This window comes from Methylobacter sp. Wu1 (genome assembly GCF_036553575.1).
Taxonomy (GTDB): domain Bacteria; phylum Pseudomonadota; class Gammaproteobacteria; order Methylococcales; family Methylomonadaceae; genus Methylobacter.
The window spans coordinates 17,158-32,751 of sequence record NZ_JAZHOC010000055.1 but is presented as its reverse complement, the minus strand read 5'-3'; the positions used below and the strand labels follow the sequence as shown (position 1 = coordinate 32,751).

Sequence of the window (15,594 nt, the reverse complement as noted above, 5' to 3'; positions counted from 1 at the left end):
TCAATTTATGAGTAATGACAAAAACAGCAAAGACGACGATAAACTGCTTTATTGTTCTTTTTGCGGTAAAAGTCAGCATGAAGTCAGGAAGCTTATTGCAGGGCCGTCAGTTTATGTATGCGACGAATGCGTAGAGCTTTGTAATGACATCATAAGAGACGAATTGCAAGACGACTCTTCTTCTTTCGGCGGTGAATTGCCTAAGCCGAAAGAGATCAAAGCGGAACTCGATGAATATGTTATCGGGCAGGAAAGTGCGAAAAAGATTTTGGCTGTCGCCGTCTACAATCATTACAAGCGCTTACGCAGCAAGTCAAAAAAGGATGGCGTCGAGCTAGCCAAAAGTAATATTTTACTGATTGGCCCGACTGGTTCAGGGAAAACGCTGCTGGCTGAAACATTAGCACGCTTGCTGGATGTGCCGTTTACTATTGCTGATGCGACTACGCTGACAGAAGCCGGCTATGTAGGAGAGGACGTAGAAAATATCATTCAGAAGATTCTGCAGAAATGTGACTATGATGTAGAAAAGGCTGAAACCGGCATTGTCTATATCGATGAAATCGATAAAATCTCCAGAAAGTCTGATAATCCGTCAATAACGCGCGACGTTTCCGGTGAAGGCGTACAGCAGGCGCTGCTGAAATTGATCGAAGGCACTATTGCGTCAGTGCCTCCTCAAGGCGGCCGTAAACATCCGCAACAGGAGTTTTTGCAGGTCAATACCGCCAATATTCTGTTTATTGTCGGTGGCGCATTTGCCGGACTGGACCGTATTATTAAAGATCGCTCGGAAAAAGGCGGCATAGGCTTCTCGGCAGAGGTAAAAGCCAAAGATGAGACTAAAAATGTCGGGCAGCTTTTTGCTGAGGTTGAGTCCGAAGACTTGATCAAGTACGGATTGATTCCGGAATTTGTCGGTCGTCTTCCGGTAATTGCCACTTTAGAAGAACTCGATGAGCAGGCCTTGGTCCAAATATTAACGGAGCCCAAAAACGCACTGATCAAGCAATACAAACATTTGTTTGAAATGGAAGGTGCTGAACTGGAGTTCAGAGAAGACTCTTTGATCGCCATTGCCCGTAAATCCATGGAAAGAAAAACCGGTGCTCGCGGATTAAGGACTATCGTTGAAAGTGTTCTGCTGGATACTATGTATGAATTGCCATCATCGGAAAATATCTGCAAGGTGGTTATTGATGAAAGTGTTATTCTAGGTGAGTCTGAACCTCTTCTGGTTTACGAAGCGGAAAAGAAAAAGGCCTCGGCCGAATCTTAAAATTTATCCGGGACAGAAAAAAAGGGAGCTTTATTTTTTAGCTCCCTTTTTTTTGCGCTATAGCCAAGCTAAAGACTGTGTTTTATGGTTTTAGCGCTTGCTATTTTATTTATCGGCCCCATATCTTTTTTTCAAAAATTGCTAAAGGTTCCAGTTATGGAAACGCACAAAATGACAGAGATACAACAAACAGATGTTTTGATTCCGGTTTTGCCGCTCAGGGACGTCGTGGTTTATCCGCATATGGTGATCCCTTTATTTGTTGGCAGGGAAAAATCTATTGACGCTTTGGATGCGGCTATGAAGGATAACAAGCAGGTCTTGTTGGTTGCCCAGAAAGAAGCTGAAATTGACGAGCCGGATTTTACTGATCTTTATCAGGTCGGTACTTTGGCCAATATTCTGCAATTGCTAAAATTGCCTGATGGCACTGTTAAGGTGCTGGTCGAAGGAAGTCAACGCAGCAAAGTTTCGTACTATAAAGAAACGGACAGTTTTTTTTCCGCCTCTGTAGTCAAGATCGACGATATTTTAAATATATCCGAACGGGAGCAAGAGGTACTGCAGCGGACAGTCATCAGTTCGTTTGATCAATACGTCAAACTGAATAACAAGATTCCGCCGGAAGTCATGAATTCGCTTGCCGGTATTGATGATCCAAGCCGCCTTGCCGATACTATGGCCGCCCACATGACGCTAAAGGTCAATGAAAAACAGGCGATTCTGGAAACCGCGGATATTGCGAAACGGCTGGAAAATCTGATGACTCAGATGGAAGGAGAGGTTGACCTTCTGGAAATGGAAAAAAGAATCCGTGGACGTGTTAAGCAGCAAATGGAGAAGAATCAAAAGGAATATTACCTGAATGAGCAAATGAAGGCGATTCAAAAAGAACTTGGCGAGATGGAAGATGTTGCCAATGAAATTGAAGAGCTTGAAAAGAAAATCGAAAGTGCCGGCATGACCAAAGAGGCCAAGGCAAAGGCTGAAGCAGAGCTTAACAAGCTTAAATTAATGTCACCGATGTCTGCCGAGGCCACTGTCGTGCGTAATTATATTGACTGGATGGTCAGTATGCCTTGGAAGAAAAAAACCAAGGTGCGGCACGATTTGAAGCTGGCCGAGCAAGTTCTGGAAACAGAGCACTATGGTTTGGAGAAGGTCAAGGAGCGCATTCTCGAATATCTGGCTGTGCAACAGCGAGTGCAGCAGCTCAAAGGACCTATTTTGTGCCTGGTCGGCCCTCCAGGCGTAGGTAAAACCTCATTAGGCGAGTCTATTGCTCGAGCTACCAATCGTAAATATGTGCGGATGGCTTTGGGTGGTGTGCGTGACGAAGCGGAGATTCGCGGGCATCGTCGAACTTATATAGGCTCTATGCCGGGCAAGATTTTGCAGAATCTGGCTAAGGTAAAAACACGCAATCCTATGTTTTTACTTGATGAGATCGACAAAATGGCAGCCGATTTCCGAGGCGATCCGGCTTCGGCATTATTGGAAGTGCTGGATCCCGCGCAGAATCATACGTTCTCGGACCATTATCTGGAGGTGGATTTTGATCTGTCCGATGTGATGTTTGTCGCGACAGCCAATACGATGAATATTCCGCCGGCCTTGCTGGACAGGATGGAGGTTATACGTCTTGCCGGCTACACTGAAGACGAAAAGATTAACATCGCATGCCGCTATCTGATCCCGAAGCAGATCAAGAATAACGGGCTGAAAGAACAGGAAATCGAAATTGCAGAAACAGCGGTCAGGGATATCATTCGCTACTATACGCGAGAGGCTGGTGTTCGCAGCCTTGAGCGGGAAATCTCGAAAATCTGCCGTAAAGTGGTCAAAGACCTGCTGCTGAAACCGAGCAAGGACAAAGTTGAAGTTACTTCTGAGAACTTGGATAAATATCTCGGCGTTAAACGGTTCCATTACGGGCTTGCAGAGGAACAGGATCAGGTTGGGCAAGTGACCGGCCTGGCCTGGACGGAAGTCGGCGGCGAACTGTTAATGATTGAAACAGCCGTTATTCCCGGAAAGGGCAAACACTCCGCCACAGGCAAACTGGGCGACGTCATGAAGGAATCGATTGAGGCGGCGATGACCGTGGTAAGAAGCCGCTCTGAAATCCTGGGAATAGACCATGAGGTGTTTCAGAAAAATGATATCCATATTCATGTGCCTGAAGGCGCTACGCCAAAAGACGGACCTAGTGCCGGCATAGGCATGTGTACGGCCATTATTTCGGCATTGACTAAAATACCAGTAAAGGCAAGTGTGGCCATGACCGGCGAGATTACGTTGCGAGGCGAGGTATTGCCGATCGGCGGGTTGAAAGAAAAGCTATTGGCTGCTCATCGCGGCGGCATAACAACAGTTGTCATTCCCGCGGAAAATGAAAAAGACCTGGTCGAAATTCCTGAAAATATAAAGCAAAACCTGGATATCAAGCCTGTCCACTGGATAGATGAGGTGCTTGAAGTGGCGTTGCAATATATGCCGAAGCCAAGCGACAAGAAAGAAGTCGAAGAAAAGGCTAAAAGTGAAGGTAAGCTAAAAAAACAGGGTCTTGTTACTGCTCACTAGAAAAGTTTGCGGTTTTGCTTAAATCCGGCAAAACCGCAAAAATCATGGGCTCGGGGGCTTTAATGCTTGACACTGCCTAAGAGCTATTGATATAAATACCAAGCTTTCTTATGCGGCCAGGAATCGCGCATAAGAATCATACACTGGTTGTGCAGAATACAATTTAAAAAATACTTCCTAAGGGGGAATGATGAATAAATCAGAACTAATCGATGCTATTGCAGAGTCTTCTGAATTGACAAAAGCGGACGCTGGACGTGCTTTAGATGGTTTCATTAGTGCAGTTACGGCTGCTTTGAGTAAAGGTGATTCTGTTGCTTTAGTTGGTTTTGGTACATACTCTGTAAAGGAGAGAGCAGAGCGCAAAGGCCGTAATCCGCAAACAGGCGAAGAGATTACAATTAAATCTGCGAAAATTCCTTCATTTAAAGCTGGTAAATCTTTAAAAGATGCTGTAAACTAGTGCTTCTTTAGTCGGGTGCTTAGCTCAGCTGGGAGAGCATCGCCCTTACAAGGCGAGGGTCGGGGGTTCGAACCCCTCAGCACCCACCAGACTTTGGAGTGGTAGTTCAGTTGGTCAGAATACCGGCCTGTCACGCCGGGGGTCGCGGGTTCGAGCCCCGTCCACTCCGCCAAATTAAAGCCCCGTACCGGTATCTGGTTCGGGGTTTTTTTTTGCTTAAATTTAAGCCGTTTTGTTTAGGATAGAGCATATGCTGACAAGAATTAGAGAAAAAGCGCAAGGTGCTTTCGCATGGGGTATCTTGATAATAATTTGCGTGCCTTTTGCTTTATGGGGTATTCAAAATTATTTGGATACAGGGAAAGAACCGCCGGTCGCTTCCGTTGGCGATAGGGATTTTTATCAGCAGGATGTCAACAGGGCTTATGAACAGTACAGCCAGAATCTCCAGGGACTCAATATTGATGAACAGACTTTGAAAGCGCAGGCCTTAGACAAGCTGATCAAGGATGAGGTTTTGCTGCAGCATGTGCGTTCCGAAGGGCTTGTCACCAGCGACAACAGGGCGCGCGACTTCATTAAATCTCTGGAATACTTTCAAGTAGACGGTAAGTTCGACGAGAACCGTTATAAAGCTTTGCTGAATTCGCAAAGGATGACATCCGGCGAGTTCGTAAACAGAATCAAGAACGCGCTGGTAATGGAACAGTTTCAGCGTAGCATTATCGATAGCAGTTTCGCTACTCAGCATGATGTAGAAAGCTTTTTTAAAATTCAGAACCAGCAGCGTGACGTAGCTTATGTGACCGTTCCGGCACAGAAACCGGCAGAGCAGCCTTCAGAGGAGGAGGTGACGGCTTATTATCAGCAGCACCAGGATCTATATAAGGTGCCTGAGCAGGTTTCCGTAGAGTACGTAGAGCTGTCATTGGAGGATATCGCTAAAAAAGTTGCCGTAACGGATGAAAAGTTGAAGGCATTCTATGAAGAGCATAAGGATCAGTATGCGACTCCGGAGCGGAGAAAGATCAGTCATATCCTGTTTGCCGTCAATGATAAACAAGATGAAAAAACAGCGCTGGAAAAAGCGTTGCAGGCAAAAAAAGACCTGGCGAATAAAGACTTCGCTAAGTTAGCCGCTGAAGTTTCAGACGATAAATTAACCGCTAACAAGGGCGGCGATTTAGGTTTGTTTACTTCCGGCGCAATGGAAAAACCGTTTGAGGATGCAGCAAATGCATTGAAACTCGGCGAAGTGTCAGAGCCTGTTAAAACAGCATTCGGCTACCACTTAATTAAAGTAACTGAATTGGTGCCGGGCGAGGTCAAGCCATTTGAGGCTGTTAAGCCGGAATTAACCAAGGCTTATCAAAAAACGCAAGCCGAAAATACTTTTTACGAGTCCGGTGAAACATTGACCGAAATGAGTTATGAAAACCCTGACAATCTGCAAACGGTAGCGGATGCGTTAGGCCTAACCATTAAAAAAACAGGGCTGTTCACCAAGGATAAAGGTGAAGATATTGCCAGTGACCCAAAAGTACGCAGTGCTGCATTTTCTGAAGAAGTTCAGCAGGGCAATAACAGCACGCCTGTAGAATTGGGTTCTGAGCGCTTGGTGGTATTACGCATGCTGGAGCACAAGCCTGCGGCTACGCGTGATTTGAATGAAGTTAAACAGCAGGTCATAGAGACCTTGTTGACTGAAAAAGCCAAACAACAGGCTGTTGAAAAAGCGCAGCAGATAAAAACGCGTCTGCAGGCTGGCGAATCCATTGATACGGTAGCGGCTGAAAGCAACTTAACGGTCAAGAAAATGGCCGATGTAACACGCAACAACGGCGAATTGCCCTGGCAGCTGAATCAGGCAATCTTTAAGGCGGCCAAACCTGTTGGCGATAAATCGACAATCTTTACGGCAGCATTGCCTTCCGATGAGCAGGCGGTAGTGAGCTTGTCGAAAGTCAAAGAGGGCGTCATGAGCGAGGATGATAAAAAGCAGCTCGAGCTGGCGTCAAAGAATATTGCCAGGGCTTTTGGCCAAAACGAGTTCAATGCGGTCATGAACAGTTTGCAGGCAAAAGCCGATATTTCGGTGAAGAAAGCTCAGGCTCAGAATTAGCCGCTGGACAAGCAATAAAAAAGGGAGCGTAAGCTCCCTTTTTTGTGCCATGGAAAATGAAAGCTTAAGAAGCTACATAGCCGGCAATATTATAGCCGGCGTCAACATAAGTGATTTCACCCGTAATGCCGGAGGCCAGATCCGAGCACAGAAATGCCGCCGCATTGCCGACTTCTTCAATCGTGACGTTTTTCTTCAACGGCGAAGCATCGGCCGCTTTGCTGAGCATGGTTTTGAAATCGTTGATGCCTGATGCTGCCAGTGTTCTGATCGGGCCTGCGGAAATCGCGTTCACGCGAATGCCTTCGGCGCCCAAAGCGACAGCCATATAGCGGACGTTGGCTTCCAGGCTGGCTTTGGCCACGCCCATGACGTTGTAGTTGGGCATGACGCGCTCCGCACCCAAGTAGCTTAAGGTCAACAGAGAGCCGTTACGGCCCGCCATCATTGCCCGGCCGGCCTTGGCCAGAGCAGTAAAGCTGTACGAACTGATATCATGGGCGACTCTAAAATTTTCCCGGGTCGTGGCAGTGACGAAGTCGCCTTCCAGCGCATCGCGTGGTGCAAAAGCGACTGAATGCACGATACAATCCAGGCCGTCCCAGTGTTCCCCAAGCTTTTTAAAAACGTTTTCAATTTGTTCGTCGTTGCTGACGTCGCATTCAACAGTAATGTCGGAACCGCACTCCGCCGCCATGGTTTCAACCCGGCTCTGAAGTTTGTCATTTTGAAAAGTAAAGGCCAGTTCCGCGCCTTCCCGGTGCATGGCTTGGGCAATGCCCCATGCAATGGAACGGTTACTGGCCAAGCCTACGATCAAGACCCGCTTGCCTTGCATAAAACCCATTATCATCTCCCAATGTTTTTGTTGCTACAATAGAGCTTCAATTATCTATGTTTGTTTCAATCCACACCAACCTGTGACCGGTCGATGATAATATCCGCCCATGAATAGCAGATGACGGATCTGGATCTCCCTCATCATAATGAAGGGAATCGAAAAGGATAGCCTTGCTTACGCAGGACTGTCAAATTTTAACAATACCCTTAAAAAAAGGGATTTTTTTCAGGCTGCAAGGTATTTTGATGTTTAGTCTTTTTTCTATGAAGATACATATCGGCCAAGTTCATGTGCTAGGGCTGATATTGCTGATAATATTGTTGAACGCCTGTGTCGGCTCGGAACCCAATGATCCTTATCCACCGGAAGAGGGCAATCAGTCGGTTCTATATGAGTCCTTTTCAGAGCGTCCCAAGCATATGGACCCGGCTGTGGCATACAGTTCCAACGAATATGCGTTTATTGCACAGATTTATGAGCCGCCGTTTCAATATCATTACCTGAAAAGGCCTTATGAACTGACGCCGCTGACGGCGACCGATATGCCCGAAATCGAGTACCTGAATGCCAAAGGCGAGAAACTGGCTTCGACTGCCAATGACAGCGACATTGCCTATACCGATTACTTAATCAAAATCCAGTCCGGCATCCGCTATCAGCCGCATCCGGCTCTGGCGAAAAATACTCAAGGCGAATATGCCTACCATCATTTGACCGGTGCGCAAATCGACAAGCTCGGCACTTTGCAGGATTTGCCCGAGACCGGCTCGCGCGAACTGACCGCCGAGGATTATGTGTACCAGATCAAGCGTCTGGCGCATCCGAAAATCCAATCGCCCATCGCCGAACTGATGAAAAACTACATCGTCGGCTTTGACGAATTTTCAAAACAGGTTGCAAACAAGCAGAAGTTTGAGATCAGAAATGTCCCGATGACGGGCGTTACAGCGCTGGACCGGTATCAATACCGCATACGCATCAAGGGCAAATACCCGCAGTTCATTTTCTGGCTGGCCATGCCGTTTTTCTCACCGATGCCGTGGGAAGCCGATGTCTTTTATGAACAGCCCGGCCTGAACGATAAAAACATCACGCTGGACTGGTTTCCGATAGGCACCGGTCCTTATCTTCTGGCCGAGAACAATCCGAACCGGCGCATGATCCTGCTCAGAAATCCGCTGTTTCATCATGAGGCGTATCCATCCGAAGGCGAGCCCGGCGACAAGGAAAAAGGCCTGCTGGCCGATGCCGGCAAACCGCTGCCGTTTATCGATAAAGTCGTTTATATGCTGGAGAAGGAAACGATTCCTTACTGGAACAAATTCCTGCAGGGGTATTACGATGCATCCGGCATCGCCTCCGACAATTTCGACCAGGCCATACAGTTCACCGGCAGCGGCGTGGCTACCCTGACTGACACCATGAAAGAAAAAGGCATCCAACTGGAAACAGCGGTCACAACGTCCATTTTCTATCTGGGCTTTAATATGCTCGATCCCACAGTCGGCGGTGACAGCGAGAAAGCGCGCAAGCTGCGCCAGGCCATCGCCATTGCCGTCGATTACGAAGAATACATCGCTATTTTCGCGAACGGGCGCGGCGTCGCGGCCCAGGGTCTGATACCTCCGGGCATATACGGCTATGCGGAAGGCAAGGAAGGCATCAACCCTTATGTCTATGACTGGGTAAACGGCAAAGCTTCCGCTCCTGCTAACGCGCCTTACCTACATCCTGTAGGCAAGGCGCAGCGCAAAAGCATAGAAGTTGCCAAGCAATTGATGGCCGAAGCCGGCTATCCGGGAGGCATCGATCCTAAAACCAAGCAAGCCCTGATCCTGTATTTCGATACGACCGCAGTCAGCGTCGACGATCGCCCGAGAATGAACTGGTATCGCAAACAGTTTGAGAAGCTGGGGATCAAACTGGTTATTCGGGGCACCGACTACAACCGGTTCCAGCAGAAAATGCGCGACGGCAATGCGCAGATTTTCTTCTGGGGCTGGAATGCCGATTATCCCGATCCGGAAAATTTCTTTTTCCTGCTCTACGGGCCCAATGCCAAAGTCGCGCACGGCGGAGAGAATGCGGGCAATTACCAAAACGCCGAATTCGACCGCCTGTTCGAGCAAATGCGCAATATGGCGAATGGCGAGCAGCGCTACCGTCTCATTCAGCAAATGCAGGAACTGGTGCGCCGCGATGCGCCATGGGTATTCGGCTTTCATCCCAAGAGCTTTTCGCTATATCATGGCTGGTATAAAAATCTGAAGCCTAATCTCATGGCCAATAACCAGCTTAAATATACGCGCATCGATAAGGCGGAAAGAGCCGAGAAAAGAGCCGAGTGGAACAAGCCCGTGTTCTGGCCTTTGCTGGCAGCTCTTGCCGTGTTTGTGTTGCTGTTGATACCGGCAGTTCAGGCTTATCGCCGCCGCATCAGGGAAACGATCCAATGACTCAATATATTATCCGTCGAATCTTATATGCCTTCCCGTTGCTGATGGGCGTCAATATCCTGACGTTCGTACTGTTTTTTGTCGTCAACAGTCCCGATGACATGGCGCGTATGCAGCTGGGGCAAAAACATGTGACCGAAAAGGCCGTGGAAAACTGGAAACAGCAGCGGGGCTATGATTTGCCGCTGCTGTGGAACAGCAAGGCCGAGGGCGAAGAAAAACTGACCAAAACGATCTTTTACCAGAAGTCAGTCGGCCTGTTCCTGTTCCGCTTCGGCGTATCCGACAGCGGCAGAAACATCGCGGCCGATATTCAGCAGCGCATGTGGCCCAGTCTGGCCGTCGCATTGCCGACGCTGATGGTGGGGCTGCTGGTCAATATCACCTTCGCCTTGATGATGGTGCTGTTCCGCAACACTTATCTGGAACATGCCGGCGTCGTGCTGTGCGTGGTCCTGATGTCGGTTTCTTCGCTGTTCTATATTATCGGCGGCCAGTTCCTGATCGGCAAACTGCTGAAGCTGGTGCCTATCTCCGGGTACGATAGCGGGCTGTCGGCACTGAAGTTTCTGATACTGCCTGTAGTGATCGGCGTCTTTTCCGGCATCGGTTCCGGCGTACGCTGGTACCGGACCCTGTTTCTGGAAGAAGTTGAAAAAGACTATGTTCGCACGGCGCGCGCGAAAGGCCTGACCGAAACCCGCACCCTGTTCCGGCATGTGCTGAAAAACGCCATGATTCCGATTCTGACAGGCGTCGTGGTCGTGCTGCCGTTATTGTTTATGGGCAGTTTGATCATGGAATCGTTTTTCAGTATTCCGGGCCTGGGCAGTTATACGATCGATGCGATCAACAGTCAGGATTTCGCCATTGTACGAGCCATGGTCTTCCTGGGTTCGGTCCTGTATGTGATCGGCCTGTTGCTGACCGATATTTCCTACACCCTCGTTGACCCTCGGGTAAGGTTGTCCTGATGATCATATTATGGACCGATGCGCTGATATTCCTGTTGATTGCCGTAATGCTCATACTCGGCTTTTATCTGCGCGGCAAGGAATACATTAAACGCCCCCTGCAACAGATCGCCCGCAGCAAAGTAGGCATGGTTTCGCTGACCGTACTGGTTGTCTTTGTCCTGGTCGGTCTGCTGGACTCGATTCATTTCAAGCCGTCGGGCGGCCGCGGCAATGAAATCATCAGCGCGCTGGATTACTGGGCCACGCCGTTGCGCGAACACGACGAGAAAACCTACTCGGCGCCATTTGCCGCCTATCTGTACAGCAAGGAAATGATGACCTTGCCGGACGGCACCGAGCAATGGGGCTATCCGCGCCTGCAATTCGGCGGCGCGCATCTGGCCAATCCCGAAACCGAACTGGCGCAAGATGTATTGAAGAAAGCGTTTTACGGCTGGATTCAAGGCGCCAGCCTGGTGATATTTTTTCTGGTTTTGTTAGGAAGCCTTTTAAGAAGAGAACCGCATAAGCGCCTCATCGTGAGCCCGACGGCCAAGGCGGTCTGGGCCGTGGTGTTCCTGATCGTTTCGGTCAATTACATGCTGGTCTATCTGTCGGCTTACTATCATGTCTTCGGCACCGACAAGGTCGGGGAGGACGTGTTTTATCAATCCATAAAAAGCATTCGCACGGGGCTCGTGATCGGCACGCTGACGACCTTGGTCATGCTGCCGATGGCTCTTGTATTCGGCATCCTGGCGGGCTTCTTTCGCGGCTGGGTCGACGATGTCATTCAATATGTTTACACGACGCTGAATTCGATCCCCAGCGTGCTGTTGATAGCCGCCTCCATCCTGATGGTGCAGGTGTACATGGCCGCTCACGAGGAAGCCTTTACCAGTGTGATCGTGCGCGCGGACATGCGGCTGCTGTTTCTCTGCCTGATTCTGGGCGTAACCAGCTGGACCGGGTTATGCCGGTTGCTTAGGGCCGAGACGCTCAAGCTGCGCGAGATGGAATATGTGCAGGCGGCGCAGGCGCTGGGCGTGCGCCGCCGCGTGATTCTGGTGCGCCATATCCTGCCCAACGTCATGCATATCGTGCTGATCTCGGTTGTGCTGGATTTCAGTTCGCTGGTACTGGCCGAGGCGGTGCTGTCCTATATCAATATCGGCGTCGACCCGACGACCTACAGCTGGGGCAATATGATTAACGGTGCGCGGCTGGAAATGGCGCGCGAGCCCGTGGTCTGGTGGTCCTTGACGGCCTCGTTCGTGTTTATGTTCGCGCTGGTGCTGGCCGCGAACCTGTTTGCCGATACCGTGCGCGATGCATTCGATCCAAGACGAGGCGCCTATGAATAAGCCAATCCTGTCCGTAGCGCATCTCAGCGTCAGCTTTAACCACAGCAGCAAGGTCGTCGACGACATCAGCTTTGACATTTATCAGGGCGAGACCTTTGCGCTGGTCGGCGAATCGGGCTCCGGCAAATCGATCACGGCTTTGTCCGTGCTGAGGCTGCTGCCGCCTAACACCCGTATCCAGGCCAGTGAAATCAGCCTTCAGGGCGACAATCTGCTGCGCAGAGCCGAATACGAGATGTGCCAAGTTCGCGGCCGACGCATCGGGCTGATATTCCAGGACCCTATGTCGTCGCTGAATCCGGTCATGACTATCGGCGATCAGATCGAGGAAGTCATCGAGCTGCATTTTGACTTGCCTCAACAGGCTGTCAAGCAGCGCGTACTGGAATTGCTGCGGCAGGTGGAGATACCGAAGCCCGAGCAGCGCATCAGCGACTATCCGCATCAACTGTCGGGCGGCCAGCGCCAGCGCGTCATGATCGCGATTGCGCTGGCCGGCGAGCCCGATCTGCTGATTGCCGACGAGCCGACCACGTCCCTGGATGTGACCATTCAGGCGCAGATCCTGAATCTGCTGAAAACCCTGCAAAAACAGACCGGCATGTCCCTGTGGCTGATCAGCCATGATCTGGCCCTGGTGTCCAATATGGCCGATCGCGTAGCGGTCATGCAGCAGGGCAAGATCGTCGAAACCGGGCACTGCGATGAGTTCTTCCGCCATCCCAAACACCCGTACACGCAAAAACTGCTGAGCGCGTTGCCGTCCATGCAAAGCTGCTTAAAACACAGCAGGCAGGAAAGGCCGCCGCTGTTGCAGGTTGACGATTTCAAAGTCCATTACCCGATCAGGAAAGGCATTTTCAAGCGCGTCGTCGACCATGTGCGGGCCGTCGACGGGGTCAGCTTCACCATCCAGCAGGGCAAGACGCTGGCTTTGGTCGGCGAATCCGGCTGCGGCAAGACCACGCTGGGCAAGGGCTTGCTGAACCTGATACCGGGCACTGCAGGGCAGGTGAGAATAGACGGCGTGGCGCTCGATACGCTGCAGGGCGAGGCGCTGAGGCAAAAACGCGCCGATATGCAGATCGTGTTTCAGGACCCTTTTTCCTCGATGAACCCGAGGATGCTGGTCGGCGATATCGTCGCCGAAGGCATCCGCGCTCTGCATCCGGACGTCAGTGCCGTCAACAGGCAAGAAAGAGTCAGGCAGTTGCTTAGGCAGGTCGGCCTGCCCGAAGATGCCGCGCAACGGTATCCGCATGAATTCTCGGGAGGCCAGCGCCAGCGCATCTGCATTGCCCGGGCACTGGCAGTCGATCCGAAGCTGATCATTTGCGATGAACCGACCAGCGCACTGGATGTATCGGTGCAGGCGCAGATTATTGAACTGTTGAAGTCGCTGCAGCGGGAAAAAGGCGTCAGTTATCTGTTTATTACCCACGATCTGGCCGTCGTGGCCGAAATAGCGGATGAAGTCGCGGTCATGCATCAAGGCAGGATCGTCGAGTACGGCAGCGTCGCGCAGGTGCTGACCGAGCCGCAACAGGTTTATACAAAGAAGCTGCTGGGCGCGGTGCCTGTATTAAGGACAGACATTAAGCCGTCTGCGCAACAGGACAAGGAAATCGCCTTGTAGCTCCGCCGTTTGATAGTGAAGAAACTCCCTGCTGCGATCGCCCGATGGCGCAGCAGGGAAGTCTGCAGTCGCTACGATCCTTTCCTTTAAACCTTCTCAAAGGCTGCTGCCCAATCAGCGCCATCCAGTTATCAGATCTCCCTCGTTTCAGGACATTAGGGTCAAGTAGGACGCCAGTTTACTCATCGTTTTTCTATTCTTGCCGGATAGCGGTAACTCTTTTGGCAAAGCAAGTGGAACGATTGACCAGGGGGTAGAGTCTTTTGGGCAGGTAGCGTTGAAATTCTTATTCCTGAGGAGGCGTTATGGCCGCAAAACTGTGCAGTTCGAAGGAAGTTTTTCTACGTAAACGATGGATGAAGGCAAGGGCAGGACTACCGTCATGGAGGATGCCGCTATGAGCTTTTGGGATAGAGGCAGGATGCCGGAAAGCGGAGGGGCGGATATGGATAGATTCGGAGCCCGGAGCATAAGCGGATTGCTGACAAAGCGGACGCTGATCGTGGCGGCTGCGGCGGCGGCAATCGTCGTGCTGCTGTTAATGGTCTGGCAGGTGGCCCAGATTTTACTGCTGATTTTTGCGAGTATGTTGCTGGCGCTGCTTCTGCGCTCCAGCGCAGTTGTGATTAGCGAGAACACGGCTTTAACCGTAAATGCCTCGCTGATACTGGTGGTCCTGATTATGACAATGGGGGTCGCACTGATCGGGTCACTGTATGGTCCCGATATTGCCACTGACTTCTATCAATTGACGCTGCAATTGCCCAGTACAATCGACAGGATGCGGGATAGCCTCGGGCAATACGAGTGGGCGCCTGCAGTGCTGGAGGCGATGGCCAGAGTGGGGCATGCCCTGACCAATCCTCAACAGTTGGCCAGAATCGCCGGAGTTTTTTCGACCGCCTTCGGGGCGCTTGGCAGTATCCTGATTGTTATTGTGCTGGGGCTTTATTTCGCTGTGGAGCCGAAGACCTATATCGACGGTGTTGCGCGCCTGTTTCCTCAATATCATCGAGGACGTGTCTATGAGGCCTTTGAGCGGATCGGAAGTGCGCTTCGCTGGTGGCTGCTCAGCCGGCTTGTGTCGATGGTGGCTGTGGGCCTGTTGACCGTGATCGGACTGGTCATGCTGGGGATGCCGCTTGCTTTCATCCTGGCTCTCGTGGCCGCTATCATGGATTTTGTACCTCACATCGGGCCGATTCTGGCAATTGTTCCTGCGGTCATGGTGGGCCTGGGCCAGGATGGATCGACGGTGTTGTACGTCTTTATTCTTTATACCGTTATTCAAGGCTTGGAAAGTTATCTGCTCACGCCTTACCTCCAGAAGCAGATGACATCGATTGCGCCGGCCTGGCTGCTGGCCGCCCAGCTTGTGCTGGGGACCGGTTTCGGCATCCTGGGATTTCTGCTCGCGCCTCCGTTGGCGGTCGTGATCATGGTGCTGGTACAGATGTTCTATGTACGGGACGTGCTGGGCGAAAAGATGGAACTGCCCTGATAGCCTGGTTTCACTAGCCATTCTTTATCTGGCTGAGGGGGAGCTCGGCTGGCGCGTCCATAAGCTGTGCCGCATCCCCCGCTTCATCAATAACTTGTAGGCCTTCTTCTCCAAGTCGGCCATATATCTAAGTATTTGCCCGTCTGCCTCGATTAGTTGGATTGTGATATGTTCACCCATTACGGAAAAAAATCATGATGCATATCCCATGGGCCATAGGCCGAAATGGCGATTGATGCACCAACAATAGAAAGGCTAAATTGACGGAAAAATCTCGCCGTAGTGGGGCAATTTATCCTGGCATCATGATGAAATGTAAACAAAAGGATCGCACGGAGCCCTGTTTACTCAACAAGTAACCGTGAATTTATTCCTTAATGGTTAAGGAGGCGA

10 protein-coding genes and 2 tRNA genes are annotated in these 15,594 nt (G+C 50.7%); 11 read left to right on the top strand and 1 reads right to left on the bottom strand.

The annotated features are described in order from the left end of the window. Window positions 1-7: 7 nt before the first annotated feature. The 6 genes from clpX to V2P20_RS10500 all read left to right on the top strand — a co-directional run bounded on the left by clpX (window position 8) and on the right by V2P20_RS10500 (window position 6,447). On the top strand, window positions 8-1,279 hold the full coding sequence (clpX, locus tag V2P20_RS10525; protein ID WP_194971426.1) for an ATP-dependent Clp protease ATP-binding subunit ClpX: 1,272 nt from the start codon (window positions 8-10) through the stop codon (window positions 1,277-1,279). Between the two features lie 171 nt (window positions 1,280-1,450). After that, window positions 1,451-3,862 carry an endopeptidase La gene (lon, locus tag V2P20_RS10520; protein ID WP_331818144.1) on the top strand — a complete coding sequence of 804 codons (2,412 nt, stop codon included), beginning with the start codon at window positions 1,451-1,453 and terminating at the stop codon, window positions 3,860-3,862. 190 nt (window positions 3,863-4,052) lie between these two features. After that, entirely contained in the window at window positions 4,053-4,325 is a 273-nt protein-coding gene (locus tag V2P20_RS10515) for an HU family DNA-binding protein (RefSeq protein ID WP_020160249.1), read from the top strand. Between the two features lie 13 nt (window positions 4,326-4,338). Next, window positions 4,339-4,414: transfer RNA gene (locus V2P20_RS10510), tRNA-Val, on the top strand. 6 nt (window positions 4,415-4,420) lie between these two features. Beyond that, window positions 4,421-4,497: transfer RNA gene (locus V2P20_RS10505), tRNA-Asp, on the top strand. A gap of 78 nt (window positions 4,498-4,575) precedes the next feature. Beyond that, window positions 4,576-6,447, top strand: a complete 1,872-nt coding sequence (locus V2P20_RS10500) for a SurA N-terminal domain-containing protein (protein ID WP_331818143.1) — start codon at window positions 4,576-4,578, stop codon at window positions 6,445-6,447. A 64-nt stretch (window positions 6,448-6,511) separates the two neighbouring features. Here the strand turns inward: V2P20_RS10500 and V2P20_RS10495 are convergent, their stop codons facing one another. Then, on the bottom strand, window positions 6,512-7,294 hold the full coding sequence (locus tag V2P20_RS10495) for an enoyl-ACP reductase (RefSeq protein ID WP_331818142.1): 783 nt from the start codon (window positions 7,292-7,294) through the stop codon (window positions 6,512-6,514). Window positions 7,295-7,551: 257 nt separating this feature from the next. Here V2P20_RS10495 and V2P20_RS10490 point away from each other — a divergent pair, with 257 nt between their 5' ends. From V2P20_RS10490 to V2P20_RS10470, 5 genes are all read left to right on the top strand, one after another. Further along, window positions 7,552-9,744, top strand: coding sequence for an ABC transporter substrate-binding protein (locus V2P20_RS10490; protein WP_331818141.1), 2,193 nt, complete (start codon window positions 7,552-7,554; stop codon window positions 9,742-9,744). Beyond that, window positions 9,741-10,718 (top strand): ABC transporter permease, encoded by a 978-nt coding sequence (locus V2P20_RS10485; RefSeq protein ID WP_331818140.1) that lies wholly within the window; start codon window positions 9,741-9,743, stop codon window positions 10,716-10,718. The genes V2P20_RS10490 and V2P20_RS10485 overlap by 4 nt, the downstream gene beginning before the upstream one ends. After that, window positions 10,718-12,064 (top strand): ABC transporter permease, encoded by a 1,347-nt coding sequence (locus tag V2P20_RS10480; RefSeq protein WP_331818139.1) that lies wholly within the window; start codon window positions 10,718-10,720, stop codon window positions 12,062-12,064. The genes V2P20_RS10485 and V2P20_RS10480 overlap by 1 nt, the downstream gene beginning before the upstream one ends. Then, window positions 12,057-13,700, top strand: a complete 1,644-nt coding sequence (locus V2P20_RS10475; RefSeq protein WP_331818138.1) for a dipeptide ABC transporter ATP-binding protein — start codon at window positions 12,057-12,059, stop codon at window positions 13,698-13,700. The genes V2P20_RS10480 and V2P20_RS10475 overlap by 8 nt, the downstream gene beginning before the upstream one ends. 445 nt (window positions 13,701-14,145) lie before the next feature. Next, complete coding sequence (locus V2P20_RS10470) at window positions 14,146-15,201, top strand: AI-2E family transporter (RefSeq protein ID WP_331818137.1); 1,056 nt, start codon at window positions 14,146-14,148, stop codon at window positions 15,199-15,201. Window positions 15,202-15,594: the final 393 nt, after the last annotated feature.